Below are 23,233 nucleotides of genomic sequence, written 5' to 3'. Positions count from 1 at the left end.
ATGCGAAGTTATCGAGAGAATCCAGTTTCTTGACGATCATTGGTGGCACGATTGCGGACAAGCCTGGTGCCGCCTTCCCCCGCGCCGTCAAATCGGGCATAACCCGGCTCGATCCAGTCTGACGAGGCCGAACATGCACGACATCCGCTCCATCCGTGACAACCCTTCCGGTTTCGATGCGGCTTTGGCCCGGCGTGGATTGCCGAGCATAGCCCCCGATTTGCTTGCAATTGACGAAGCCCGCCGCGCCAAGATTCTCGCAGCGGAAACTGCCGCCGCTGCGCAGAACGCCGCATCAAAAGAGGTAGGCGCAGCGAAAGCCCGTGGTGACGAGGCCGAATTCAACCGCCTTCGGGCGCTGGTGGCCGACAAGAAAGCCGAAATCGCCCGTCTGACTGACGAGGCAGGAGCCGAGGACGCGCGGTTACGTGACGCGCTGTCGCGCATCCCGAACCTGCCCCTTGACGAAGTTCCAACCGGCCGCGACGAAGCCGATAACGTAGAAATCCGGCGTTGGGGCACGCCCCGGACCCTCGACTTCGTGCCGAAGGAGCATTTCGACATTCCGGCGGTGAAACCGGGCATGGATTTCGAGACGGCGGCAAAGCTGTCCGGCTCGCGCTTTGTCGTTTTGAAGGGTGCGGTGATCCGGGTGCACCGGGCGCTGGCTCAGTTCATGCTGGACACGCATATTGACGAACACGGGTTGGCCGAGACATGGACCCCGGTCCTCGTCAAGGAGGAGGCGATGTTCGGCACAAACAACCTGCCGAAGTTCGCAGAGGACAGCTATCAGACAACGAATGGCTGGTGGTTGATCCCAACGGCCGAGGTCACGCTGACAAACACTGTCGCGGGGGACATCCTGGACGAGGCCGCCCTTCCCATCCGGATGACCGCCCATACCCAGTGCTTCCGGTCCGAAGCAGGCAGCGCCGGCAAGGATACCACCGGAATGCTGCGTCAGCACCAGTTCGAGAAGGTGGAGATGGTCACCATTTGCACGCCTGAGACGGCGCTTGCAGAGCATGAGCGGATGACGCGCTGCGCCGAGGCAATTCTGGAAAAACTCGGCCTGCCCTACCGCACCATCGTGCTCTGCACCGGCGACATGGGTTTCGGCAGTCAGAAGACTTACGACATGGAGGTCTGGCTTCCGGGGCAGAACACCTATCGTGAGATTTCTTCGGTCTCCACCTGCGGCCAGTTTCAAGCCCGCCGGATGAATGCCCGCTATCGCGCGCCGGGGGGCAAGCCAGATTTCGTGGCCACGCTGAACGGCTCTGGCCTTGCGGTTGGACGGTGCCTGATTGCCGTTCTGGAAAACGGGCAGCAGGCCGACGGATCCGTCGACCTGCCTGAGGTGCTGCACCCCTACCTTGGTGGCAAGACCCGCATCACGGCCGGCGGCACGCTAGCCTGACAGGAACCGTTCGCTTGCGCGGTGCGTTGGACATCGTCCTGCACCCCGCCGGCGCCAACCCTAGCCCGACGGAATGAACGCCATGACCCGAACCAGCCTTGCCGTGATCTTGCTTCTTGCCACGCTGGCGTTCGGTGTTGCGCCCTTTGTGACGCCGCCGTTCACCGGCTATGACCCGAGCATGTTCCCGGTGCGGATCGAGCGGCCTTCAATCCAGCCTGCCGGCTATGCTTTTTCGATCTGGAGTGTGATTTACCTTTGGCTCATCGCCCATGCGGTCTACGGCCTGTGGAAACGTGCCGAGGATCCAGCGTGGAACGCAGTGCGAGTGCCGCTTTCCGCAGCCGTGCTGATCGGCGCGGTCTGGCTGGCGATTGCGGGAGCAAGCGCGGTCTGGGGCACTATCACGATCTGGTTCATGGCTGCTGCCGCGATCACAGCGTTCCTGCGTGCCGATCCGGACCTCGACCGCTGGATGCTTTCGGCCCCGACCGCAATCTTCGCCGGCTGGCTGACTGCTGCAGCCGCCGTATCGACCGGAGTTTTGGTTGCGGGCTATGGCTGGCTGCCCGACAGCGTTTCGGCCGCCGCGATGCTTGCCTTGGTGCTGGTGATTGCGGTCAGCATCCAGTTCAACCGACCGAAGATGCCGGTCTATGGGGTGACGGTGATCTGGGCACTGATCGGCGTCGCGGTCGCGAACGGCACCGCCAACCTTATCGTCACGGTGCTGGCTGCGTCAGGGATTGCCGTGATGGCCCTGACCCTGGCTGCCAACCGCCGCGCCTAGCGTTTCAGGCTTTCACGCCCCTTGCCTTCGATGTGCTTGCGCAACCTTGAGGGCGTGTGGAATTTCTGGTCCTTGAACGGGTTCTTCGAAGATTGGCTGCGGAAGAAGAGCCGGATCGGCGTGCCGGGCATATCGAAATGGTCGCGCAGGCCGTTGACCAGATACCTTTTGTAGCTGTCGGGCAATTCGTCGGGACGCGAACACATGATGACAAAGCCCGGGGGCCGCGTCTTGACCTGGCTGATGTAGCGCAGCTTGATGCGGTGGCCGCCCGGCGCCGGTGGCGGATGCGCCTCGGTCATCGCGCCAAGCCAGGTGTTAAGCCGCGCCGTAGGAATTCGGCGGTTCCAGACGTCATGCGCCTTTCGTATCGCGTCGTGCAGCCGGTCCAGCCCCCTGCCCGTCTTGGCCGAAACCGTGACCAATGGTGCGCCGCGCAACTGCGGCAAAAGTCGGTCGAACATCTCTTTCAGTTCGGCTAGCTTTTCCTGCTTTTCGTCCTCGAGATCCCACTTGTTCACCGCCACGACGACCGCACGACCCTCGGTTTCGGCGAAATCGGCGATGCGAAGGTCCTGTACCTCGAAGGGAATCTCGACGTCCAAAAGCACCACGACGACTTCGGCAAACCGCACCGCGCGAATACCGTCGGACACGCTCAGCTTTTCCAGCTTTTCGGTGATCCGGGCCTTCTTGCGCATGCCCGCAGTGTCGAAGATGCGGATCGGCGTACCCTGCCATTCGGCCTTGACCGAAATTGCGTCGCGGGTGATCCCCGCCTCCGGCCCGGTCAGTAGCCGGTCATAGCCAAGGATCTTGTTGATCAGCGTCGATTTGCCGGCATTCGGTCGTCCGATAACGGCAATCTGCAACGGCTTCTTCACCGTCGGCTGGTGTGCGGTCTCGTCGGCGTCAAGTTCGGCCTCTTCTTCGCTGAGATCGATGTCAACGAGCGGAGCGTTCTCCTGCTCCCGCTCCAGAAACTCGCCTTCCAGCGGTTTGAGAATGCGGTAGAGGTCGTCGATGCCTTCGCCATGCTCGGCCGACAAACGCAAGGGTTCACCCAAGCCAAGGCTCCACGCTTCCAGTGCGCCCGCGTCGCCCGCCTTGCCCTCGGCCTTGTTGACGCCAAGAATGACGCGCGCGCCCTTCTTGCGCAGGATGTCGGCAAAAACCTCGTCCGACGATGTTACACCGACACGCCCGTCCAGAAGGAACAGGCAGATATCGGCCATATCCACGGCGCGTTCGGTCAGGCGACGCATCCGGCCTTGAAGGCTGTCGTCCGTCACTTCCTCAAGGCCCGCCGTGTCGATCACGGTAAAGCGCAAGTCGTAAAGCTTGGCATCCCCCTCACGCAAATCGCGCGTGACGCCGGGCTGGTCATCGACCAGCGCCAGCTTGCGACCGACAAGGCGGTTGAAAAGCGTCGACTTGCCCACATTGGGGCGGCCCACGATGGCGAGGGTAAAGCTCATGTCATGCGTCCGGCAATGGCGAAGGGGCTGCCATACACGGGAAGCGCGTTAGCGGAAAGCGTGAAGTTGCCCATCGCCGCTGACCACATAAAGCACGCCGCCCGCAACAGCCGGCTGGGCTGACGCGCCGCCCGGAATTTCGGCCGTGTGCGTCAGGCTGCCATCCTGCGGGTTGAAGGCACGCAGCAAGCCGTCCGAAGACACCACGATGATCCGTCCGCCCGCCAGCACCGGGCCGTAATGGGCGTAGATGGCTTTGCGCCGCTTGACCTTGTCAGTGTCGAAATAGGGCATTTCCACGGACCAGATCACTTCGCCGGTATCGGCATCCAGCCGCACTAGTCGCGCCTCGTCGTTGACGAGGAAAAGAGAGCCACCCGCCACCGCAACCGGCCCAAGCGCACCTTCGCCCGCCGACCAGATTGGATCGCCCGACGAGGCTGAAAGCGCCACGGTGCGACCGGCACCGGAGCCGGCATAAAGGGTCTTGCCCGAGATCACGGCATCACCGGTGATGTCGGCGGTAAAGGCATAAGCCCGGCCAAGCCGCTTGCCAGCCAGCGAGGCCTGCCAGATTTTGGTACCGCCACCGGTTTTCAACACGGCCATCAGGTCGCCCGCATTGGTCGGGAAGATCACAGCCCGGTCGCCTACGGTAGGAGCCGCAGATCCAAGGTAACCCGCCTTTCCGGGCGAGCCGACAACCTGCCACAGCACCTTGCCGTCCGCCGCCGCGATCGCCCAGGCCGAGCCGTCGCGTCCGCTGACATAGACCGCGTCTCCGTCCGTCGCCGGTGCACCGGTTACTGGCGCATCGACGCGTTGGCGCCAGCGCACCGACCCGGAGGACGCGTCAAGAGCCACGACTTCGCCGTAGGCAGTGGTGATGTAAAGGGTGTTTCCGCCCACCGCCAAGCCGCCACCCGACAGGCCGCCGCCCGCATCAAAGAGCGCCGTCACGTCGGTCGACCACAGTGTCGCCCCTGCCGTCGATGTCGCGGTGATCGTTGCGCCCGAATCCATCGTGAACACGCGCCCACCCGCCACGACAGGAGCTGCAGAGATGCGGTTCTTGCGGCTGCTGCCGGCGCCGATGTTCGCACTCCAGACCCGGACGGGCGCTGAAGACAGTGTCGCATGCGGCATCAAGTGGCGCGCGTTTCCGGCGCGGTGCGTCCAGTCGGTGTTGGTCTGGCCCGGCAGCGAAATCGGCACCGAGCGGTTTTCAGCCGCCGCCTGAGCGACGGGAGCGGGCTGGCCCTCGACCGGGACGCTGTCGGCCAGATCGGCACGCACCGGGAACCGCTCGCCTTGCAGGATCACCTCGCGGTCCGCGCAAGCGGCGACCAACGCCAGCATCGTAGCGCCTGCTGCCAGCCTGATCATGATGCCTGCCATTTGACCCGATCCTTCCATGCCGAACGCGGCGTTCAGCCGTTCGTCGTCGCCGTTTCAGCCGCAACGTCCGGGACTGTCGTTTCCGGAGGAACACCACCGAGTGCCGTGATCACCTGAGCCGCACGCGCCTTCAGCGCACCCGAGGCTTCCTGATCCTGCACGATGTCGGACAAAAGCTGAATTGCATCTTCGGGCTTTCCTTCCTCGACGGACAGATAGGCAAGCTGTTCCTGGGCGAGCGTCCGGTAAGGGCTACCCGCCGCAGCGATCGCTTCCAGCGCGGCGCGCCGGTCCGCCAAGGGCAGATCTGCCCCTCCGACAAGGACCCTGCGCAGGGCCGCAAGATCGCGGTAGCTGGCGGGAAGGGTCGCATCCGCAACCACCTTGTCCAGCGCGGCGACCGTCTTGGCCTTGTCCTCGTCCGGATCGGACGCGAGGATCAATTGCAGCAAAGCCGCCTGATTGCCTTTTGCGGGCACCGCTTCAAGCGCCGCGCGGCGCTCGTCGGGGGTGCCGAGGTCAAGCGCATCGACAACCGCGTCGCCAAACGCTTCGGCGCGTGCTTCCTGGCGCGCCTTGGACCATTCGTTGTAGGCCGCGCCACCAACGATGCCGACAACCAGCACGATGCCGATCCAGCCGTACTTGCGAAATACCCGGAAAAGGCGGTCGCGACGGACCTCTTCGGTGACTTCGTCGATGAAACTCTCGGGGTTGCTCAAAGCGCACGCCTCATGATCGGACTTTCCCCCGTCTTACAGGCAAAGCCGCGATGTTGCCAACCCCCGGCCCACGGCATGAGCGTTAAGCGGGCGATCGAATGCCGCTCGAACGACATGTAAAAAACGCCTGTGGACGTCACGCTGCCACTTCCGCCTCTTCCTCGCTCGACTGGCGTTCCCACATCGCGGAATAACGGCCCTTGCGCGCCAATAGTTCCTCGTGACGACCCTGTTCGACGATCCGTCCCGCCTCCAGCACGATGATCTGGTCGGCATCCGCGATCGTCGACAAGCGGTGCGCAATGGTTATGACACTGCGGCCCTCGCCCATTTCGCGCAGGCTGTCCTGGATCGAGCGTTCGGTCTGCGTATCCAAGGCACTTGTCGCCTCGTCCAGGATCAGGATCGGCGGGTTCTTCAAAAGCGTGCGCGCAATGCCCACCCGCTGCTTTTCACCGCCCGAAAGTTTCAGTCCCCGCTCGCCCACCTTGGTCTCGTAGCCTTCGGGCAGGCTGGCCACAAAGTCGTGGATCTTTGCAGCCCGTGCGGCATCTTCGACCTCTTGGCGGGTCGCATCAGGCCGTCCGTAGGCGATGTTGTAATAGACTGTGTCGTTGAACAGCACCGTATCCTGCGGCACGACGCCGATCGACTGGTGCAGGCTGGTCTGCGTCACTTCGCGGATATCCTGCCCATCAATCCGGATCGACCCGCCGTTGATGTCGTAAAATCGGAACAAGAGCCGCCCGATGGTCGATTTGCCGGAACCGGACGATCCGACCAGCGCGATCCGCTGCCCCGGACCGACGCGGAAGCTGATCCCCTTCAGGATCTCACGCTCAGGCTCGTAGCTGAACCGCACGTTGTCGAAGACGACCTCGCCGCCCCGCACGGCCAAGGCTTTGGCGTCCGGCGCGTCGGTCACTTCTGCTGGTTGCGCCAAGAGGCCGAACATCTGCCCCATGTCGACCAGCGCCTGCCGGATTTCGCGGTAAACGGTGCCGAGGAAGTTGAGCGGCATGGTGATCTGGATCATGTAGGCATTGACCATAACGAAATCGCCCACTGTCAGCGTGCCGGCCTGCACGCCCCGCGCGCTCATCGCCATCACGATTACCAACCCCGTGGTGATCAGCGCCGCCTGCCCGACGTTCAGAAAGCTCAGCGACAGCCCGGTCTTGACCGCAGCCGTTTCATACTGCTGCATGGCGCCGTCGTAGCGCCCCGCCTCGCGCGCCTCGGCGTTGAAATACTTGACGGTTTCGAAGTTCAGCAGGCTGTCTATCGCCTTCTGGTTCGCATCGGTGTCCTGATCGTTCATCTCGCGGCGCAGCTTCACCCGCCACTCGGTCACCTTGAAGGTGAAGGCGACGTAAAGCGTGATCGTCACGATAACCACCGCCGCATAGGCCCAGCCGAACACCAGAGCGAAGATCACCGACACCATCGTAAGTTCAAGGATCAACGGCCCGATCGAGAACAGCATGAAGCGCAGAAGGAAGTCGACGCCCTTAACCCCCCGCTCGATCACGCGGCTCAGGCCGCCGGTCTTGCGCGTGATGTGATAGCGCAGGGACAGTTGGTGAATGTGGGTGAACGTTTCGATCGCCAGCCGGCGGATCGCGCGCTGGCCGACCCGCACGAACACCGCGTCGCGCATTTCGCCAAACATCACCGTGCCAAGCCGCGCAAGACCGTAGGCCACCGTCAGCCCCACAGCGCCAAGGCCCATCAGCATGCCGGTATCGGGCGCTTCGCCTGCCAGCTTGTCGACCGCCAGCTTGTAGATCCAAGGCGTCGTCACCGAGACCAATTTGGACGCAAGCAAAAGCACCAGCGCCATTATCACCCGCCGCTTCACCCAAGGCTGCCCATCGGGCCACAGGTAGGGCATCACCCGGCGCATGGTTTGCCAGCCGGAGGCCGACCCGTCGCCGGCGTCAGAGGAGGTTGCAGTGGAACGGCGCATATTCGTCCTTCTGCCGGGCATTACATGGCGATTGATCGCAGGCCGGGCATCGGTTATGGATATTTCAACGGCTCTTGAATAGTTGGACCATGGAGCGAAGTAAAGCCCTCACCGCCCTTTCCGCCCTTGCGCATGACACGCGGCTGGATCTGGTCCGGCTGCTTGTCCCGCACGGCGATACCGGCATGACGGCTGGCGAGATTGCCCGCAATCTGGGTCTCAGCCCGTCGCGTCTTTCGTTTCACCTGTCCGCACTGGAACAGGCGGGGCTGATCCGGTCGCGCAAGCTGGCGCGCAACGTGATCTATTCCGTCGACGCTGCCGGGTTGGGCCGGATGATGTCGTATCTGTTGAACGACTGCTGCCTTGACCACCCCGAAATCCGGGCAGCCTGCACATGCGCGCCCGCGACTGCGACTGCGGGTCAATTTCCGTCAGCGGTCGGGATGGCAAAGACCTGACCCGGAAAGATCAGGTTGGGGTCCTTGATCTTGTCGCGGTTGGCCTCGAACACCTGAACATAAAGCACGCCGTTGCCAAAACGCTCCTGCGCGATGCCCCAGAGGGTGAATCCGGGCTGCACCGTCACCGTAACTGGCCCGGCGGGTGAGGTTGCAGCAGGCGTAGCCGCCGAGGTGGCGGACTCAGTTTCGGAAACCACTTCGGTCTGTTTGGCCTCGGCAACAACCACTGGTTCGGTTGAGGGTTCGGATGCCGGCACGGTGGTAACCGCGCCCGTGTCGACAGCGGGGGCCGGTTCGGCAGGCTCTTCAGGCGGTTCGGCCAATGGCTGCGGCACTGCAACGGTTTGCTGTCCGGCTGCGGCCTCGGCCAGCGCCTCGATCGTCTCTCGCTTGAAGGGCGTCTCGAAACGTGACGTGACCTTTCCAGCGTCGTCGAGCTGATCGACCCGCAGCACGTAGATGCCCGGCTTTGTGTCATTCAGCGTGGTCAACCAGACGCCGTCGTCCGGCACGAGCACCGTCTGAAGCGGCGTGTTGTCAAGGTAGATGCGGACGAACGCACCCGGCTGGGCGCGACCTCCGATCTGCACCGCGCCGGTCGGAGTATACGCGATGGTATCGACCGAAATGTTGGCCGCAAGAACCGGGTCGGCCGGTGCTGCGTCTTGCAACACAACGGCACCCTCTTCGGTTACAAGGATCGCGGAGGGAGCGGCTTCTTCCGCAGCGTCGCTCACTTCGGCGGGCTGGCTTTCCAAGGGTTCCGCCCCGCTTGCCACCTGAGGCTCGGGTTCGACTGCGGCGACCACTGGTCCCGCCACTGCCCCCAATGCAACCGTATCTGCCGAAGCGAGGCTGGTTCCATCGGGCATGGTCATTGCCAAGGTCATAAGGCTTGGCTGGTCGTTCGGAGGCAGGGTGAAAAGGGCGGCAAACTCGCCCGACGCGCCTGCTTCGGCTTCGGCCACCGGGGCACCATCCACCAGCACGGCCACAGTCGATCCGGGCGCGGCACGGCCAGATACAACCGCCGCGCCATCCTGCGCCACGCGCCAAGTGTCAAAACTCGGCGGATCTATCGGCACTTCATCGACTGAGCTGTCTTGCGCGACGATTGCAGTCTCTGGCTCCGGCTTGGGCTCGACGGTTGCCTGCGGTTCAGGGGTCACTGGTTCGGGCGCGGCGCTCGTCTCAGTCGGAACTGTCACCGCCGGATGCGTCGCCTGCCATCCAACGTAGCCGACCGCTGCGATGCCGACCGCACCCAGCGCGGAAATCGCAACCCGCCCGCCCGTTCCCAGTGCATCCCAAGCCGCCATCCAGCCACTCCCCTGCCCGCGACGCTTTCCTTGCACTCAAGAATCTCTATATCTCCCCTTAACGCAACCTCTTTCAGGAGCCCCGATGACCATGCGCTCGATCTGCGTCTTTTGCGGCGCAAAGTCCGGGTCTCGCCCCGAATATGCCGCCGCAGCGCGTGAAGTCGGAACCGCCATCGCGGCCAATAGGTGGCGGTTGGTCTATGGTGCGGGGGATGTCGGGATCATGGGCGAGGTTGCCCGCGCCGCGATTGCAGCCGGAGCGCGCACGCTTGGGATCATTCCGGCGCATCTTCTGGATCGCGAACAAGGCAAGCGTGACCTCACCACCCTTATCGTCACCGAGGACATGCACGAGCGCAAGAAAGTGATGTTCATGAACTCGGACGCGATCGTCGTGTTGCCGGGTGGCGCAGGGTCGCTGGACGAGTTTTTCGAGGTGCTGACGTGGGCGCAAATCGGCCTTCACGGCAAGCCGATCTTTCTTGTGGATATCGAAGGCTACTGGCGGCCGCTGACCGACCTCTTGGCCCATATCGTGCGCGAAGGCTTTGCCGACGCGTCCATGCTGAGCCTTTACAGCACGGTTTCGACATCGGCAGATTTGATCGACGCCCTGAAAGAGACGTTGGGCTGAAGAGCACCGGGCGACGAAAAGGGCCGCTGCGCCCCGTGGCGCAGCAGCCCTTCATTCGTAGGTTTCGCCTTACATGCGTGCGGCGACAGCTTCCCAGTTGACAAGTTTCTCAAGGAAGTTCGTCAGGTAAGCTGGCCGCTTGTTGCGGAAATCGATGTAGTAGGAATGCTCCCACACGTCGCAGCCAAGAAGCGCCGTCTGACCAAAGCAAAGCGGGTTCACGCCGTTTTCCGTCTTGGTGACCTTCAGCGATCCATCCTTGTCCTTCACCAGCCAGGCCCAGCCCGAGCCAAACTGGCCCGCACCGGCGGCTGCGAAATCGTCCTTGAACTTCTGCACAGATCCGAAGGCCTCGGTCAGCGCGCCTTCCAGTGCACCCGGCATCTTCTTGCCCTCGCCCGGACCCATCACTTCCCAGAACAGGTTGTGATTCCAGTGCTGGCTGGCGTTGTTGAAGATGCCGCTCTGCGCCACGGCGCCGGCCTGATAAGTGCCGCGCACGATGTCTTCCAGCGATTTCGCTTCCCACTCGGTGCCGGCGATCAGCTTGTTGCCGTTGTCGACATAGGCCTTGTGGTGAATGTCATGGTGAAACTCCATCGTCTCGCGCGACATGCCAAGCGCGGCAAGCGCGTCGTGCGCATAGGGAAGGTCTGGCAGCGTGAAGGCCATGATGGCATCTCCTGAAAATGGGCGACGTGATGTAGCGAATAAGAGGTTAAGTCAGCCCAAGGTCAAGGCCGCGCGGCGCGATCATCGGGAAACCGCCGCACGCTCAACGGACTTGCAGCCTCCCCACCACGCGAAACTGGTCCGTTAACGCCGCGGATGGTTACTACCGACCCCCGGTGGAAGCCAGAGGCGCAGGCCAATCTGACGGTGTTGCACAGCCGCGCGCACCCAAGGCACCGCGAGTGGATCAGGTCACGCGGCCTGCGGCAAGTTTCAGAGTTCACTTCCCGGCTGTGCGGAATGCGACAGAAGGCCCATCACGTAGCCCGCGACAGAGCGGAAGCTGACCAGCGTAAAGCCGCCGTCTGCCTGCCAAAAGGCCGCAGGAACCTGCGCGGCCCGCGTGCGACGCAACTCACCCGGCTGCAGCCGGTCGAAGTCGACGGGCATCAGTTTGCGCAAAACGTCTGCCGCCGCCACGCCCTCCACCCGGAACACCGCCCTCGCATCCGAGACGTCGACAGCAAGATGATGCTCACCTGCAAGCGCTGCGCTAATCTTTGCCAGCGCCGCCGACACACCGCCGTAGGGCAGGATCAACAGATATTCGTCCGGGCTCATCCAGCCGCAGGCATTGTCGCCGGCGATTTCGATCCGCCGCACAGCCGGAACCTTGGTCCCGACCGCAGCCTTGATCGCCTTCTCAAGCCCCTTAACATCCTTCGCGCGCAGGGTGATCATCCCCAAGGGGCCGATCTCGCGGATGGTGGCAAACCCCGCGTAGCTTGCCCCGCCAAGGGCCGATACCGGATCAGACATTCTGCTTCTCCCCGTCCTTGTCGAAGAACATCGTGTCACGCACCCGCGCTTTCACCGTTCCACCCTGAATCGTATTGAATTCCACCACTTCGCCCATCCGCTGCGGCCCATGTTTCAGCAGGCCCATCGCAATGCCCCGCTTCAGCGTCGGCGAGTGGTAGGTCGAGGTGACGCGGCCTTGCACGTTGCGCTGGCCGTTGCCGTTGTTGCCATCAGCCACGATATAAGCGCCGTCCGGGATCACAGACCCGTCCAGCGTGTCGAAACCGACCAGTTTCCAGCGGTCGGGGCTGGCGAGGAAGGTGCGGGCCTGGCCGCGCTTGCCAAGATAATCCGCCTTTTTCTTCGAGATCGCCCAGTCAAGGTTAAGATCCTGTGGGATGACCGTGCCGTCCGTCTCGTCCCCGATCATGATGAAGCCCTTTTCGGCCCGCATCACGTGCAGTGCTTCGGTGCCGTAGGGCATCACACCGAGGGATGCGCCGGCCTTGTGGCATGCCTCCCAGAAGGCCGCGCCGTGGCTGGCGGGGACGGCGATCTCGTAGCTGAGCTCGCCCGAAAAGCTGATACGGTAAACCCGGCAGGGGAAGCCGCCAAGGGTGCCGTCAGCCCATTGCATGAAGGGCAGCGTTTCCTTAGAAACATCCATTCCGCCAAGGGTTTCGAGGAGCTTCCTCGCGTTCGGGCCGACCACCGCGATCTGGGCGTATTGTTCGGTCACGTTGGCGGTGTAGACCTTCCAGTCCCACCATTCGCATTGCAGCCAATCTTCCATCCACGCATGGATACGGTCAGCGCCGCCGGAAGTGGTGTGGCAGAGGAAGGTTTCCTCGTCGAGGCGGGCGACGACGCCGTCGTCGGAGAGGAAGCCCTGCTCGTTGCACATCAGGCCGTAGCGGCACTTGCCAACCGGCAGGGTGGACATCACGCCGGTGTAGAGCATGTCGAGGAAGCGGCCGGCGTCGGGGCCTTTGACGATGATCTTGCCGAGGGTGGAAGCGTCGAGAAGGCCCAGCTTTTCGCGGGTGTTAAGCACCTCGCGGCGCACCGCCTGTTCGTGAGTTTCACCGGCGCGGGGGAAGCAGTAGGGGCGGCGCCAGAGGCCTACGGGTTCGAAGTAAGCGCCTGATTTTTCATGCCATTCGTACATCGGCGTGCGGCGGAGCGGCTGGAAAATCTCGCCCCGCGACTCGCCTGCCAGAGCGCCTATGGTGACGGGTGTGTAGGGCGGGCGGAAGGTGGTGGTGCCGACCTGCGGTATAGGTTCATTCAAACTATCAGCAAGCACGGCGAGTCCGTTGATGTTGCTGAGTTTTCCCTGATCCGTTGCCATGCCAAGCGTGGTGTAGCGCTTGGTGTGTTCAACCGACTGATAGCCTTCGCGCGAAGCCAGTTGGACGTCGGAAACCTTCACGTCGTTCTGGTAATCGAGCCACATCTTGGAGCGTAATTGGATCGGTGCGCCCTGCGGCATGACCCAGACCGGTGGGATCGAAACGCTGCCATCCGGCGTCTGGCAAACGTCTGGCAAACGTATGGCAGTTTTGCCAGTCACGTCGCGCAATCCGGCGAGGATATTGGAGAGCGACAGGCAACCGGCGGCCGCGCCGACGACCGACACCATCGGGCTGCCATCGTGGTTGACGGGCGGGCGGGAGGCGTCGGGGATGAAGGCGGACAAGCTGTCGTCCCACTTCACCTTGCCACCGCAATGGCTGAACAGGTGGACCACAGGCGACCAGCCACCAGACATGGCGACGGCCTCGCAGGCGATTTCCTCAAGCACGGCGCCCTCGCCTGCCTGGGTACAGACGGCGACGCCGGTGACGCGCTTGCCACCCTTGACCTTGGCGATGCCGCGCCCGGTTAGGACGCGGATGCCGGCGGCGCGTGCGGCCTCGGGCAAGGCGCCGGTAGCGCTGTCGCGCGCATCAAGGATGGCGGGAACTTCGAGCCCCGCGGCCTTGAGCGCGAGCGCCGTCTGGTAGGCGCTGTCGTTGTTGGTGACGATCACGGTGCGGTCACCGGGCGAGACGGCGTGGTTCACGACGTAGTCGCGGACGGCGGAGGCCAGCATGACGCCCGGAATATCGTTGCCTGCGAAGGACAGCGGGCGTTCGATGGCGCCGGTGGCGGTGACGATCTTGGCCGTGCGGATGCGCCACAGCCGATGTTTTGGGCGACCGTCGCCGGGCGTGTGGTCGGCAACGCGTTCGTCGGCCAGCACATAGCCGTGGTCGTAGACGCCGAACCCGCAGGTGCGCGTACGGATCGTGACGTTGTCACGAGCGCGAAGATCGGATTCGATGGCCGCGATCCAGCTGTCTACGGGCGTGCCGTCGATATCTGCCTCGTCGACCGGGGTGCGCCCACCGAGGGTGGCGGTTTGCTCCAGCAAGATTACGCGCTGGCCCGCGTCAGCGGCGGCTTTCGCGGCGAGAAGGCCGGCCACGCCGCCACCGACAACCAGTACGTCACAAAAGGCGTAGGCCTGTTCGTAGCGATCGGCGTCGCCTTCGGTCGGTGCCTTGCCGAGGCCCGCTGCGCGGCGGATGACGGGTTCGAACACGTGTTTCCAGAACGGGCGCGGGTGGATGAAGGTCTTGTAGTAAAAGCCGGCCGGCATGAAGCGAGCGGCGTAGTTGTTCACCACGCCCACGTCGAATTCGAGGCTGGGCCAGTGGTTCTGGCTGGTGGCTTCCAGACCGTCGAAAAGTTCGGTCGTGGTGGCGCGCTGGTTCGGTTCAAGCCGTGCGCCGCGCCCAAGGTTGACGAGCGCGTTCGGTTCTTCGGGGCCAGAACCGACGACGCCGCGCGGGCGGTGGTATTTGAAGCTGCGGCCCATCAGCATCTGGTCGTTGGCCAGAAGTGCCGCCGCCAGCGTGTCACCGGCATAGCCGCGCATCACCTTGCCGTTGAAGTGGAAATCCATCGCGGCGGTCCGGTCGATCAGACGGCCGCCCTTTGCCAGACGCGTGCTCATTTGTAACCCTTCCAGTCAGGCCGGCGAGCCTTGATCTTTTCGATGATGTCTGCGGGCGGTTCGCCCACTTGTGCGGGGTAGGTTCCGAACACTTCCAGCGTCGCGGTGCAGCGCGCGGCAAGGAACCACTTGCCGCAGCCGTAGGCGTGGCGCCAGCGTTCGAAATGCACGCCCTTGGGGTTCTTGCGGGCGAACATGTAGGCCTCGAATTCCTCGGGCGAGGCATCGGGGCCGAAGCGCTTGAGGTGCGCCTCATAGCCGGGGCCAAGCTCGGTTTCGTCGGCTTTGACGCCGCAATACGGGCATTCAAGGGTCAGCATAGAACCTCCACGACTTTGGGGGGCAGCGGCAGGTAAGCCTGCTGTCCGACACCGGTTCCGAAATGGGTGAGATCGTTCAGTCGCGCTGGCCCGTTGAAGGGTAGGCTGCCGACTGGGAAGCGCGCATGCAAAAGGACGGGCAGCAGGTGCTGCCCGTCCTTGTTGAAACCTTGGTTTGGGCCGAGGTCAGTCGGCCGGAGCCGGTTCTGCAGGCGCAGTTGCGTCAGGCGCAGTTGCGTCAGGCGCAGTTGCGTCGGGCGCAGTTGCGTCGGGCGCAGTTGCGTCAGGTGCGGTCGCATCGGGCGTGGCTGCGTCTGGCGCGGTTGCGTCAGGTGCTGTGGCCGGCGCGTCAGCGGGTGCCGAGGGCGCAGTGTCGGTGTTGTTGTTTTCGATCGTGGTCGTTGGGGTGATCGCGTCGTCGACGTCGGACCCGCTGTAAAGCACAGCGGCGAGAATCGCGACGACGACAAAGACCAGAGCGACCATGATGCCGGTGCTGAACCCGCCACGCCGGTCATCCGCGCTTGGAATCTGACGGTTGGGTTCGGAGTGGATGTTGTTCGTGACACGCGTCTGGCCAGGATTGCTGGTCTGGGCCGGATCGCGCGGGTTGCGTCCCGGATCGTAGGAACCGGGCTGAGGCGGCAGATAGGGATCGGCCATTGGACTGTCTCCTTGGTAGGGATGCACCCCCCCCCAACAGCCAACAGCACTAAAAAGTTCCCGATCCGGTTCAATGTGCCACCCCGGCGGCCACAGATTCGTCGATGAAGCGGCCTTCCTTGAAGCGCCACATGCTGAATTCTTCGGCCAAGGGCCCCGGCTCGCCCTTGGCCATCAGTTCGGCCATCGCCCAGCCCGAGCCCGGGATCGCCTTGAAGCCGCCGGTGCCCCAGCCACAGTTGATGAAGCAATTGCCGAGGGGGGTCTTTGAGATCAGCGGCGAGCGGTCGCCAGTCATGTCGACGATGCCGCCCCATTGGCGCAACATCTTGAGACGGCTGATCATCGGGAAGGTTTCGACCAGCGCGCGAAGGGTTTCCTCGATGTGGTGGAACGACCCACGCTGGGTGTAGTTGTTGAACCCGTCGGTGCCGCCGCCGATCACCATCTCGCCCTTGTCGGATTGCGACATGTAGCCGTGCACGGTGTTGGCCATCACGACCACGTCCATGCAGGGCTTGATCGGTTCGGATACCAGCGCCTGCAGGGCGACCGCCTCGATTGGCAGGCGGAAACCCGCCATCTCGGCCAGTTGGCCCGAATGGCCGGCGACGACCATGCCGAGTTTCTTGCAGCCGATGAAGCCCTTGGTGGTGTCGATCCCTGTGACGTTGCCGTTTTCGGACCGGACCCCTTTGACTTCGCAGTTCTGGATAATGTGCATCCCCATCGCCGAACAGGCGCGGGCGTAGCCCCAAGCGACGGCGTCATGCCGTGCGGTGCCGCCGCGCGCCTGGTAGAGCGCGCCCAGCACCGGATAGCGCGGGCCGTCGATGTTGATGATCGGGACCAGTTCCTTGACCCGCTGCGGCGAGATCCATTCGGTCTGCACGCCTTGCAAGGTGTTGGCGTGGACCGTGCGCATGTAGCCGCGCACCTCGTGGTGGGTCTGGCCCAGCATCAGAAGGCCACGGGGCGAGAACATGACGTTGTAGTTCAGTTCCTGGCTCAGCGTCTCGTACAGGCTGCGGGCCTTTTCGTAGATCGCGGCCGAGGGGTCTTGCAGGTAGTTCGAGCGGATGATCGTGGTGTTGCGCCCGGTGTTGCCGCCACCCAGCCAGCCCTTTTCGATCACCGCGACATTGGTGATGCCAAAGTTCTTGCCGAGGTAATAGGCGGTGGCCAGCCCGTGGCCCCCTGCCCCCACGATGATCGCGTCATAGGACGCTTTCGGTTCGGGCGAGGCCCACGCCCGCTCCCATCCCATGTGGTAGCGCACTGCTTCGCGGGCGATGGCAAAAACCGAATAACGCTGCATCGGGGCCTCATTGCTTTGGCGGGCGGAACCGGGGCGGTCCAGCCTCACCCTCATGGAACGAGTGCGGGATACATCCGCATCCGACAGCGGCGCAATCGGGAAAAATGCGACATGGCACGAGTCTGTTGCCGCGCGCCCGGGCCAAGGGGCACCGGGCGGGACGAAATGCCCCTTTTGCCTGACCCTGCGAACCATTACATCGCGTGCAGGTAACGGAATTGGATCGGGCGAAGCCATGCAGGACTGGGGTTTTTGGGCGGCGTCGGCGGGACTCTTCCTTGCCATAGCCGCGATCCTTCTGATCGCGCTGCGTCGCGACCGCGGGCTCGCCGATGCGCCTGACGTGGACATCAAGGTCTACAAGGACCAGTTGGCCGAGGTTGAACGCGACATCGCCCGCGGCACTTTGGCACCCGACGAAGCGCAGCGCCTGCGCAGCGAGGTCGGGCGCCGCATTCTGGATGCCGACCGCGCCGCGGCGACGGCGCAGGCCACATCGTCCGCCACGCCTGCGCTTCTGCCCGCCGCCATCGTTCTGGCGGCACTGGTCGGAGGCATCGGCACCTATGCCTATATCGGCGCACCGGGTTACCCTGACCTGCCGTTGAAGGCGCGCATCGCGGCGGCGGACGCGCGGATGCAAAGCCGCCCGTCGCAGGCTGACGCCGTGGCGGGGGCACCCAAGCCAACGGCGCCGACCGATCTTGCGCCAGATTTCCTCGACCTGATGGAAAAGCTGCGCACCGCAGTCACCGACCGCCCCAACGATCAGCGCGGGCTTGAGCTTCTGGCCCGCAACGAGGGCGCCTTGGGCAACTATGCAGCCGCCGAATCCGCCCAGCGCCGGTTGATCGAGGTCAGGGGGGACGCGGCCACCGCCGATGATTACGCCACCTTGGCCGAGATCATGATCGCCGCCGCCGGTGGCTATGTTTCGCCGGAAGCCGAGGCGGAACTTGTCGCAGCCCTGAGCCGCGACCCGCAGGACCCGGTCGCGCGCTACTATTCCGGCCTGATGTTCGCGCAGTCGGGCCGCTATGATCGAGCCTTTGCGTTGTGGCAACCCTTGCTGCAGGAAGGCCCGGCAGATGCACCGTGGATTGCCCGCATCCGCGCCGAGATCGAAGATGTCGCCTACCTTGCGGGTGTCAATTATACTTTGCCCGAAGCCTCTGGCCCAAGTGCAGGAGACGTTGCCGCCGCTGCCGAGATGGCACCGGAAGAGCGACAGGCGATGATCGAGGGGATGGTTGCGCAATTGTCGGACCGGCTTGCCACCGATGGCGGGTCGGTCGAGGATTGGAACCGGCTGATCCGCTCGCTGGTGGTGTTGGAGCGCCGCGACGAAGCACAGAAGATCTACGACGAGGCGAAGGTCAGGTTTGTCAGCCGTGATGCCGAACTTTCCTTCCTGCGTCTGGCAGCGGTCGAATCCGGCCTTGTGCCATGATCTGCGACAGCATCGAAGGTTTTGCGGGCGTTTTGCAGCCCAACCGCGCGATTGCCGGGCTTGATCTGGGCGACAAGACGATTGGTGTGGCGATTTCCGACCTTCGCCGGTCTGTAGCGACCCCGGTGGACGTGATCCGGCGCGAGAAGTTCACCCTAGATGCCGCGCGGCTTCTGGCGTTGCTGGCCGAGCGCAAGGCGACCGCGATCCTGCTTGGCCTGCCGCTGAACATGGACGGCTCCGAAGGCCCGCGGGTCCAGTCGACGCGCGCTTTTGCCCGCAATCTGGAAAAGCTGACGCCCTTGCCGATCTTCTTCTGGGATGAACGCCTCTCGACCGTCGCGGCTGAACGTGCGCTGCTTGAAGCCGACGCGTCGCGGCAGCGCCGCCGCGAGGTGATCGACGCGGTGGCCGCGACCTATATCCTGCAAGGCGCATTGGACCGTCTGGCGCATCTGGACGCCGGGCCGCACTAACCGGCTGCGGCCAAAATCACACGACCCCGGCGCATCCGGCGCCAAAACGTCGCAAAGGGCTGATCATGCCGCGCCTTTCGCCCTATATCCTGCCAGGAAGACCGATGACAAAGGGCCGCAACGAGTGAAAGACGACATCTGGATGCGCGACGAAGTCCAGTCGCCTTGCGTGAAGCTTTGTGTGGTGCACCCCGAAGAGCGGCTGTGTGTCGGCTGCTTTCGCACGATCGAGGAAATCTCGACGTGGTCGCGTCTGAGCCATGAAGAACGGGCCGAGATCATGGCAGACCTGCCGGCCCGCGCGCCGCGTCTGGCCAAGCGTCGCGGTGGCCGCATGGGCCGTCTGGACCGCTAGCGCCAGGTACCGTCAGACCTTTCGAAGCCATTCCTCGACCGACGCCATCTGCGGTCGGAAATAGGCGATCATCCGGCCTTCGGGCGGTGCCACAGCACCCTTGGTCCAAGGCGCCACACCGTGCAGCATCAGCCGATGAATGAGCGTCGCCTCGCCCGGACGTGCTGGCAGTTCCACCCGCTGACAGGTGTCGAACACCCGCCGCCGCGCCGCCTTGTAGGTTTCGGTGACCTCGACCTCGTCCCAGTCATGGGCGGGGTATTGGTCCAGAACATCCAGCAGCGCCGCGCGCATCACCTCGTGGCTGCCATCCCAGACTACCAGGGGCGAGGCGTCCGGTCCACACTGGTTCAAGGGCAGGCCAAGGATCCAGCCGTGCGGTTCTTTCACATAGCGCCGCTCACCGGGTGGGATCAGCAAAAGCCCGTCAAGATGCGCCGCGTCGCGTGCGACGCGAAAACGGAGGGCGGCTTCGCTTTCGCTTGGCGACGGTTGCGGGTAGCCCGGACGCATGACCGACAGTTGGCCAGGATGGAGCGGTTCGGGGTCAAGCGGCAGCGCAACCCACGGAAACGCCACGTCGCCAACCGCGCCGTCCGGGCCGTTCGGCAGGGCGTCGACGCCGACGAACCACGTATTGCCGCAGCGCCAGTCCGCGACACTCGCGGCCAGCAGGCCAAGCGACACCTCGCGCGCCGCCTCGGCCCAGGCGGCGATGCGGGGGTCTGGCCCGTAGACCGCCCACCCCTGCCCTGCCATCCGGATCGGCGCTACCATCCCGCCACCTTGCGCAGCATGTTCAGTGCGACCAGCGCCAGAAACATTGCAAAGACGCGCTTGAGCGGCTTTGGGTTCATCGCGTGGGCCAGGCGCACGCCCAGAGGCGTGGTTGCCAGCGTGGTTCCGATCACGACCAGAAACGCCGGGATACTGATCGCCCCCACGGTCCAGGGCGGTGCGTCAGCCACCGGCACGAACAGGAACCCGATCACCGATGGCACAGCGATAAGCACGCCGAACCCCGCTGCCGTCGCCACTGCCCGGTGGATCGGCACACCGTAAAGCGTCATGATCGGCACCCCGAACGATCCACCACCGATGCCCATCATCGCAGACAGGAAGCCGACGACCGTGCCCATCAGCCCGCGCGCCGGTTGGCCGGGCATCGCCGCGCCCAGTCGCAAGTCATCGCGTCCGAACGCCATCCACACGGCGACCGATCCTGCGACCACGCCAAACACCGCCTGTAGCGCCGTGGAGGGCAGCCGCGACGCCGCAACGACCCCAAGCCCAGCGCCGATCACCAGAAACGCTGCCCACTGGCGCAAAACGGCCCAGTCCACTGCGCCCTTCTTGTGATGCGCCAGGACCGACCGGATCGAGGTTACGACGATCGTTGCAAGCGAAGTTGCCACGCAGATCTGCATCAACTGGTCACCGCCGTAGCCAAGCGTGGTGAACATGTAGAGAAAGGCCGGCACCAGAACGATTCCGCCGCCGACGCCCAGCAGGCCGCCGATCACCCCGGCGAAGCCGCCGACAGCCAAGGCCAGCGCAACCATCGGCAGCAGTTCGGACACTTCGGGCACTATATCTTCCTTTCGGTGTCGCATTGGCCCCCTGCATACCGCGCGCAATCGGGTCATGCCAGAGACAGCGCCAGCGGCTCTGGTATCCGACGGCCGGTTTCTGTAACCTGAGGCGAACGGCGCCAGCGCCATGTCCAACCCCTTTCCGAGGTCACCATGTCAGACCGCTTGCTGCGCCCTGCGCTTGTGCTTGGGCTTTTGTCCTGTATCGGCCCTTTTGCGATCGACATGTACCTTCCGGCGATGCCGTTGATCGGCAACGATCTTGGCACCTCGATCCAGGGGATGCAGACCACGATCACCGCCTACTTCATCGCCTTCGGTCTGGCGCAACTGATCTATGGCCCGTGGGCCGACAGGTCGGGGCGCAAGACGCCGCTTTACGCCGGGATCGTGGTTTTCATCGCGGGGTCGGTGGTGTGCACCTTTGCCCCGACTGTCGAGTGGCTGGTGGCCGGCCGCTTCATCCAGGGGCTTGGCGGCGCGGCGCTGATGGTGGTTCCCCGCGCGATCATCCGTGACCTTTACACCGGCCCCGCAGCCACACGGCTGATGGCGGCGGTGATGCTGGTGATCTCTATTTCCCCGATGCTTGCACCGCTTGCGGGCGCGGGCCTGATGGCAGTTTTCAATTGGCGCGCGATCTTTGGCGCGCTGCTGGTCGCCTCGCTTGCCAGCCTTGTGATCCTCAAGCTTTTCCAGCCGGAGACGCTGCCACCTTCGCAACGCCAGCCGTTCAACATGGGCGACGCGCTGTCGGGTGCGAAGCGGCTGCTGACCGACCCGCTGTTCATGGGGCTGACTTTCCTTGGCGGTTTCGGCATGGCAAGTTTCTTCGTGTTCATTGCCTCGGCCAGCTTTGTCTACACTGAGGATTTTGGCCTTTCGCCCACCGGATTTTCGCTTGCCTTCGCGATCAACGCCATCGGGTTCTTCGCCGCGTCGCAGATGGCCGCCTATCTGGGCCAGACCTACGGATCCGAGCGGGTGATGGCCGTGGCCGCCGCAGGTTTCGCGGCGTTCACGGTGGCACTGTTCGGTGCGGCGCTTCTTGGGTTTGCCACCCTGACGGTGTGCGTTGCGGGGCTGTTTCTGGCCAACGCCTGCCTTGGGCTGATTATCCCGACGACGATGGTCATGGCGCTGGATGACCACGGCGATATCGCCGGCCTTGCCTCGTCTTTGGGCGGCACGCTGCAAATGCTGGCAGGTGGGATGATGATCGCTGCCGCGGGCCCGTTCTTCGATGGCACGGTGACCCCGATGCTGGGTGCGATTGCGCTTTGTGGAGTGATCGCTTTTGCGCTGTCGCGGTTGGTGTCGAACCGTCAGGCCGCCGCTGCGGCCTGAACCTCGTCCAGCGCGCGGTCGATCAGATCAAGCCCGGCACCGGTGCGCGACGCCCCCTCTGACAAGGTGCGCCGCCATCCCCGCGCGCCCGGTCGCCCGGTGAAAAGGCCCAGCATGTGCCGCGTGATCTGGTGCAAACGCCCGGCCCCGGCCAGATGGTCGGCAATATACGGGCGCATTGCGTCTACAACCGCAAAGGCATCCGGCGCGAACGGGTCGCCCCACAGCCGGTCCGCACCGATCAGCACCGACCCGGGATCGTGGTAAGCCGCGCGCCCGATCATCGCCCCGTCAAGCCCGGCTGCAAGGAACCCCTCCGCCTGAGCCAGTGAGGTGATCCCGCCGTTGACCGATATCGCAAGGTCGGGAAACGCCTTCTTCATCCGCAGAACCAGATCATAGTCCAGCGGCGGGACCTCGCGGTTTTCCTTTGGCGACAGGCCTTGCAGCCACGCCTTGCGGGCATGAATGATGACATGCCGGACACCTGCTTTCACCATGTGATCGAGGAAATCCGGCAGCACCGTTTCGGGGTCCTGATCGTCGACGCCGATGCGGCATTTCACCGTGACCGGCACGTCGGCCTCACTGATCATTGCGCGCACACAGTCGGCGACCAGCGCCGGACGCTCCATCAGCACGGCCCCGAAGCATCCAGATTGCACCCGGTCCGACGGGCAGCCGACGTTGAGGTTGATCTCGTCATAGCCCCACGGCCGCGCGATCCGCACCGCTTGCGCAAGCTCTGCCGGAACCGACCCGCCCAATTGCAGCGCGACCGGATGTTCCGCAGCCGAATAGTCCAGGAGGCGCGACTTCGGACCGTGAATGATGGCCAGCGCCGTCACCATTTCCGTGTAGAGCAACGCCCGCCGCGACATCTGGCGATGAAAATAGCGGCAATGACGATCCGTCCAGTCCATCATGGGAGCGACCGAGAGGCGGTGCGCCTGCGAAACAAGGGAGTCCGTGGAAACCAAGGATTTGTTCTCAGTCATCTGCGCTGCCGTTTCCCGCTGGTTTCCGTCGGTTCCTGCC

22 protein-coding genes are annotated in these 23,233 nt (G+C 64.0%); 9 read left to right on the top strand and 13 right to left on the bottom strand.

Annotated features, from left to right (window positions below; genetic code table 11):
* Positions 1–133 precede the first annotated feature (133 nt).
* Together serS and ACROUL_RS09635 are read left to right on the top strand one after the other, a co-directional pair.
* The gene (gene serS / locus ACROUL_RS09640) at positions 134–1,423 is read left to right on the top strand and encodes a serine--tRNA ligase (RefSeq protein WP_431299280.1); all 1,290 of its coding nucleotides are present in this window, start codon (positions 134–136) and stop codon (positions 1,421–1,423) included.
* 82 nt (positions 1,424–1,505) lie between these two features.
* A complete protein-coding gene (locus ACROUL_RS09635) occupies positions 1,506–2,213 on the top strand; it encodes a hypothetical protein (protein WP_431299279.1) in 708 nt (235 codons plus the stop codon).
* On the opposite strand, the gene der is transcribed toward ACROUL_RS09635, so the two are convergent.
* The 4 genes from der to ACROUL_RS09615 form a co-directional block, all read right to left on the bottom strand.
* Positions 2,210–3,691: a ribosome biogenesis GTPase Der gene (der, locus tag ACROUL_RS09630; protein ID WP_431299278.1), complete on the bottom strand. Its 1,482-nt coding sequence runs from the start codon at positions 3,689–3,691 to the stop codon at positions 2,210–2,212. The genes ACROUL_RS09635 and der overlap by 4 nt on opposite strands.
* 48 nt (positions 3,692–3,739) lie before the next feature.
* Positions 3,740–5,089, bottom strand: coding sequence for a PQQ-binding-like beta-propeller repeat protein (locus ACROUL_RS09625; protein ID WP_431299277.1), 1,350 nt, complete (start codon positions 5,087–5,089; stop codon positions 3,740–3,742).
* A 32-nt stretch (positions 5,090–5,121) separates the two neighbouring features.
* Entirely contained in the window at positions 5,122–5,811 is a 690-nt protein-coding gene (locus ACROUL_RS09620; RefSeq protein WP_431299276.1) for a hypothetical protein, read from the bottom strand.
* A 136-nt stretch (positions 5,812–5,947) separates the two neighbouring features.
* Positions 5,948–7,780, bottom strand: a complete 1,833-nt coding sequence (locus ACROUL_RS09615; RefSeq protein WP_431299275.1) for an ABCB family ABC transporter ATP-binding protein/permease — start codon at positions 7,778–7,780, stop codon at positions 5,948–5,950.
* A gap of 89 nt (positions 7,781–7,869) precedes the next feature.
* Here ACROUL_RS09615 and ACROUL_RS09610 point away from each other — a divergent pair, with 89 nt between their 5' ends.
* The gene (locus ACROUL_RS09610; RefSeq protein WP_431299274.1) at positions 7,870–8,241 is read left to right on the top strand and encodes an ArsR/SmtB family transcription factor; all 372 of its coding nucleotides are present in this window, start codon (positions 7,870–7,872) and stop codon (positions 8,239–8,241) included.
* Here the strand turns inward: ACROUL_RS09610 and ACROUL_RS09605 are convergent.
* Complete coding sequence (locus ACROUL_RS09605; RefSeq protein ID WP_431299273.1) at positions 8,205–9,563, bottom strand: LysM peptidoglycan-binding domain-containing protein; 1,359 nt, start codon at positions 9,561–9,563, stop codon at positions 8,205–8,207. The genes ACROUL_RS09610 and ACROUL_RS09605 overlap by 37 nt on opposite strands.
* 85 nt (positions 9,564–9,648) lie before the next feature.
* Here ACROUL_RS09605 and ACROUL_RS09600 point away from each other — a divergent pair, with 85 nt between their 5' ends.
* Positions 9,649–10,200, top strand: a complete 552-nt coding sequence (locus tag ACROUL_RS09600; protein ID WP_431299272.1) for a TIGR00730 family Rossman fold protein — start codon at positions 9,649–9,651, stop codon at positions 10,198–10,200.
* Between the two features lie 69 nt (positions 10,201–10,269).
* Here the strand turns inward: ACROUL_RS09600 and ACROUL_RS09595 are convergent, their stop codons facing one another.
* The 4 genes from ACROUL_RS09595 to ACROUL_RS09580 all read right to left on the bottom strand — a co-directional run bounded on the left by ACROUL_RS09595 (position 10,270) and on the right by ACROUL_RS09580 (position 14,994).
* On the bottom strand, positions 10,270–10,872 hold the full coding sequence (locus tag ACROUL_RS09595) for a superoxide dismutase (protein WP_431299271.1): 603 nt from the start codon (positions 10,870–10,872) through the stop codon (positions 10,270–10,272).
* 273 nt (positions 10,873–11,145) lie between these two features.
* A complete protein-coding gene (locus tag ACROUL_RS09590) occupies positions 11,146–11,691 on the bottom strand; it encodes a sarcosine oxidase subunit gamma (protein WP_431299270.1) in 546 nt (181 codons plus the stop codon).
* Complete coding sequence (locus ACROUL_RS09585) at positions 11,684–14,674, bottom strand: sarcosine oxidase subunit alpha family protein (RefSeq protein ID WP_431299269.1); 2,991 nt, start codon at positions 14,672–14,674, stop codon at positions 11,684–11,686. The genes ACROUL_RS09590 and ACROUL_RS09585 overlap by 8 nt, the downstream gene beginning before the upstream one ends.
* Positions 14,671–14,994, bottom strand: a complete 324-nt coding sequence (locus ACROUL_RS09580; protein ID WP_431299268.1) for a sarcosine oxidase subunit delta — start codon at positions 14,992–14,994, stop codon at positions 14,671–14,673. The genes ACROUL_RS09585 and ACROUL_RS09580 overlap by 4 nt, the downstream gene beginning before the upstream one ends.
* 125 nt (positions 14,995–15,119) lie before the next feature.
* Here ACROUL_RS09580 and ACROUL_RS09575 point away from each other — a divergent pair, with 125 nt between their 5' ends.
* Positions 15,120–15,404 (top strand): pentapeptide repeat-containing protein, encoded by a 285-nt coding sequence (locus ACROUL_RS09575; protein ID WP_431299267.1) that lies wholly within the window; start codon positions 15,120–15,122, stop codon positions 15,402–15,404.
* 323 nt (positions 15,405–15,727) lie between these two features.
* Here ACROUL_RS09575 and ACROUL_RS09570 read toward each other — a convergent pair whose 3' ends face one another.
* Positions 15,728–16,975: a sarcosine oxidase subunit beta family protein gene (locus ACROUL_RS09570; RefSeq protein ID WP_431299266.1), complete on the bottom strand. Its 1,248-nt coding sequence runs from the start codon at positions 16,973–16,975 to the stop codon at positions 15,728–15,730.
* Positions 16,976–17,210: 235 nt separating this feature from the next.
* On the opposite strand from ACROUL_RS09570, the gene ccmI reads away from it, so the two are divergent.
* The 3 genes from ccmI (at position 17,211) to ACROUL_RS09555 (ending at position 19,256) form a co-directional block, all read left to right on the top strand.
* Complete coding sequence (gene ccmI / locus ACROUL_RS09565) at positions 17,211–18,425, top strand: c-type cytochrome biogenesis protein CcmI (protein WP_431299265.1); 1,215 nt, start codon at positions 17,211–17,213, stop codon at positions 18,423–18,425.
* On the top strand, positions 18,422–18,901 hold the full coding sequence (ruvX, locus tag ACROUL_RS09560; RefSeq protein ID WP_431299264.1) for a Holliday junction resolvase RuvX: 480 nt from the start codon (positions 18,422–18,424) through the stop codon (positions 18,899–18,901). The genes ccmI and ruvX overlap by 4 nt, the downstream gene beginning before the upstream one ends.
* Before the next feature lie 124 nt (positions 18,902–19,025).
* Positions 19,026–19,256 carry a DUF1289 domain-containing protein gene (locus tag ACROUL_RS09555; RefSeq protein WP_305571479.1) on the top strand — a complete coding sequence of 77 codons (231 nt, stop codon included), beginning with the start codon at positions 19,026–19,028 and terminating at the stop codon, positions 19,254–19,256.
* Between the two features lie 12 nt (positions 19,257–19,268).
* Here ACROUL_RS09555 and ACROUL_RS09550 read toward each other — a convergent pair whose 3' ends face one another.
* Both ACROUL_RS09550 and ACROUL_RS09545 read right to left on the bottom strand, forming a co-directional pair.
* On the bottom strand, positions 19,269–20,033 hold the full coding sequence (locus ACROUL_RS09550) for a hypothetical protein (RefSeq protein ID WP_431299263.1): 765 nt from the start codon (positions 20,031–20,033) through the stop codon (positions 19,269–19,271).
* Positions 20,027–20,845, bottom strand: a complete 819-nt coding sequence (locus tag ACROUL_RS09545; RefSeq protein WP_431299262.1) for a sulfite exporter TauE/SafE family protein — start codon at positions 20,843–20,845, stop codon at positions 20,027–20,029. Before ACROUL_RS09545 ends, ACROUL_RS09550 begins: the two co-directional genes overlap by 7 nt.
* A gap of 156 nt (positions 20,846–21,001) precedes the next feature.
* Between ACROUL_RS09545 and ACROUL_RS09540 the strand changes: the two genes are divergently transcribed.
* Positions 21,002–22,195 carry a multidrug effflux MFS transporter gene (locus ACROUL_RS09540; RefSeq protein ID WP_431299261.1) on the top strand — a complete coding sequence of 398 codons (1,194 nt, stop codon included), beginning with the start codon at positions 21,002–21,004 and terminating at the stop codon, positions 22,193–22,195.
* Here ACROUL_RS09540 and dusA read toward each other — a convergent pair.
* Positions 22,174–23,193 carry a tRNA dihydrouridine(20/20a) synthase DusA gene (dusA, locus tag ACROUL_RS09535; RefSeq protein WP_431299260.1) on the bottom strand — a complete coding sequence of 340 codons (1,020 nt, stop codon included), beginning with the start codon at positions 23,191–23,193 and terminating at the stop codon, positions 22,174–22,176. The two genes, ACROUL_RS09540 and dusA, sit on opposite strands and share 22 nt — an antisense overlap.
* Between the last annotated feature and the right edge of the window lie 40 nt (positions 23,194–23,233).

It is taken from the genome of Tabrizicola sp. BL-A-41-H6, from assembly GCF_050632395.1.
Classification (GTDB): Bacteria; Pseudomonadota; Alphaproteobacteria; order Rhodobacterales; family Rhodobacteraceae; genus JAUYQR01.
This window is presented reverse-complemented; position numbering and strand designations above follow the sequence as displayed.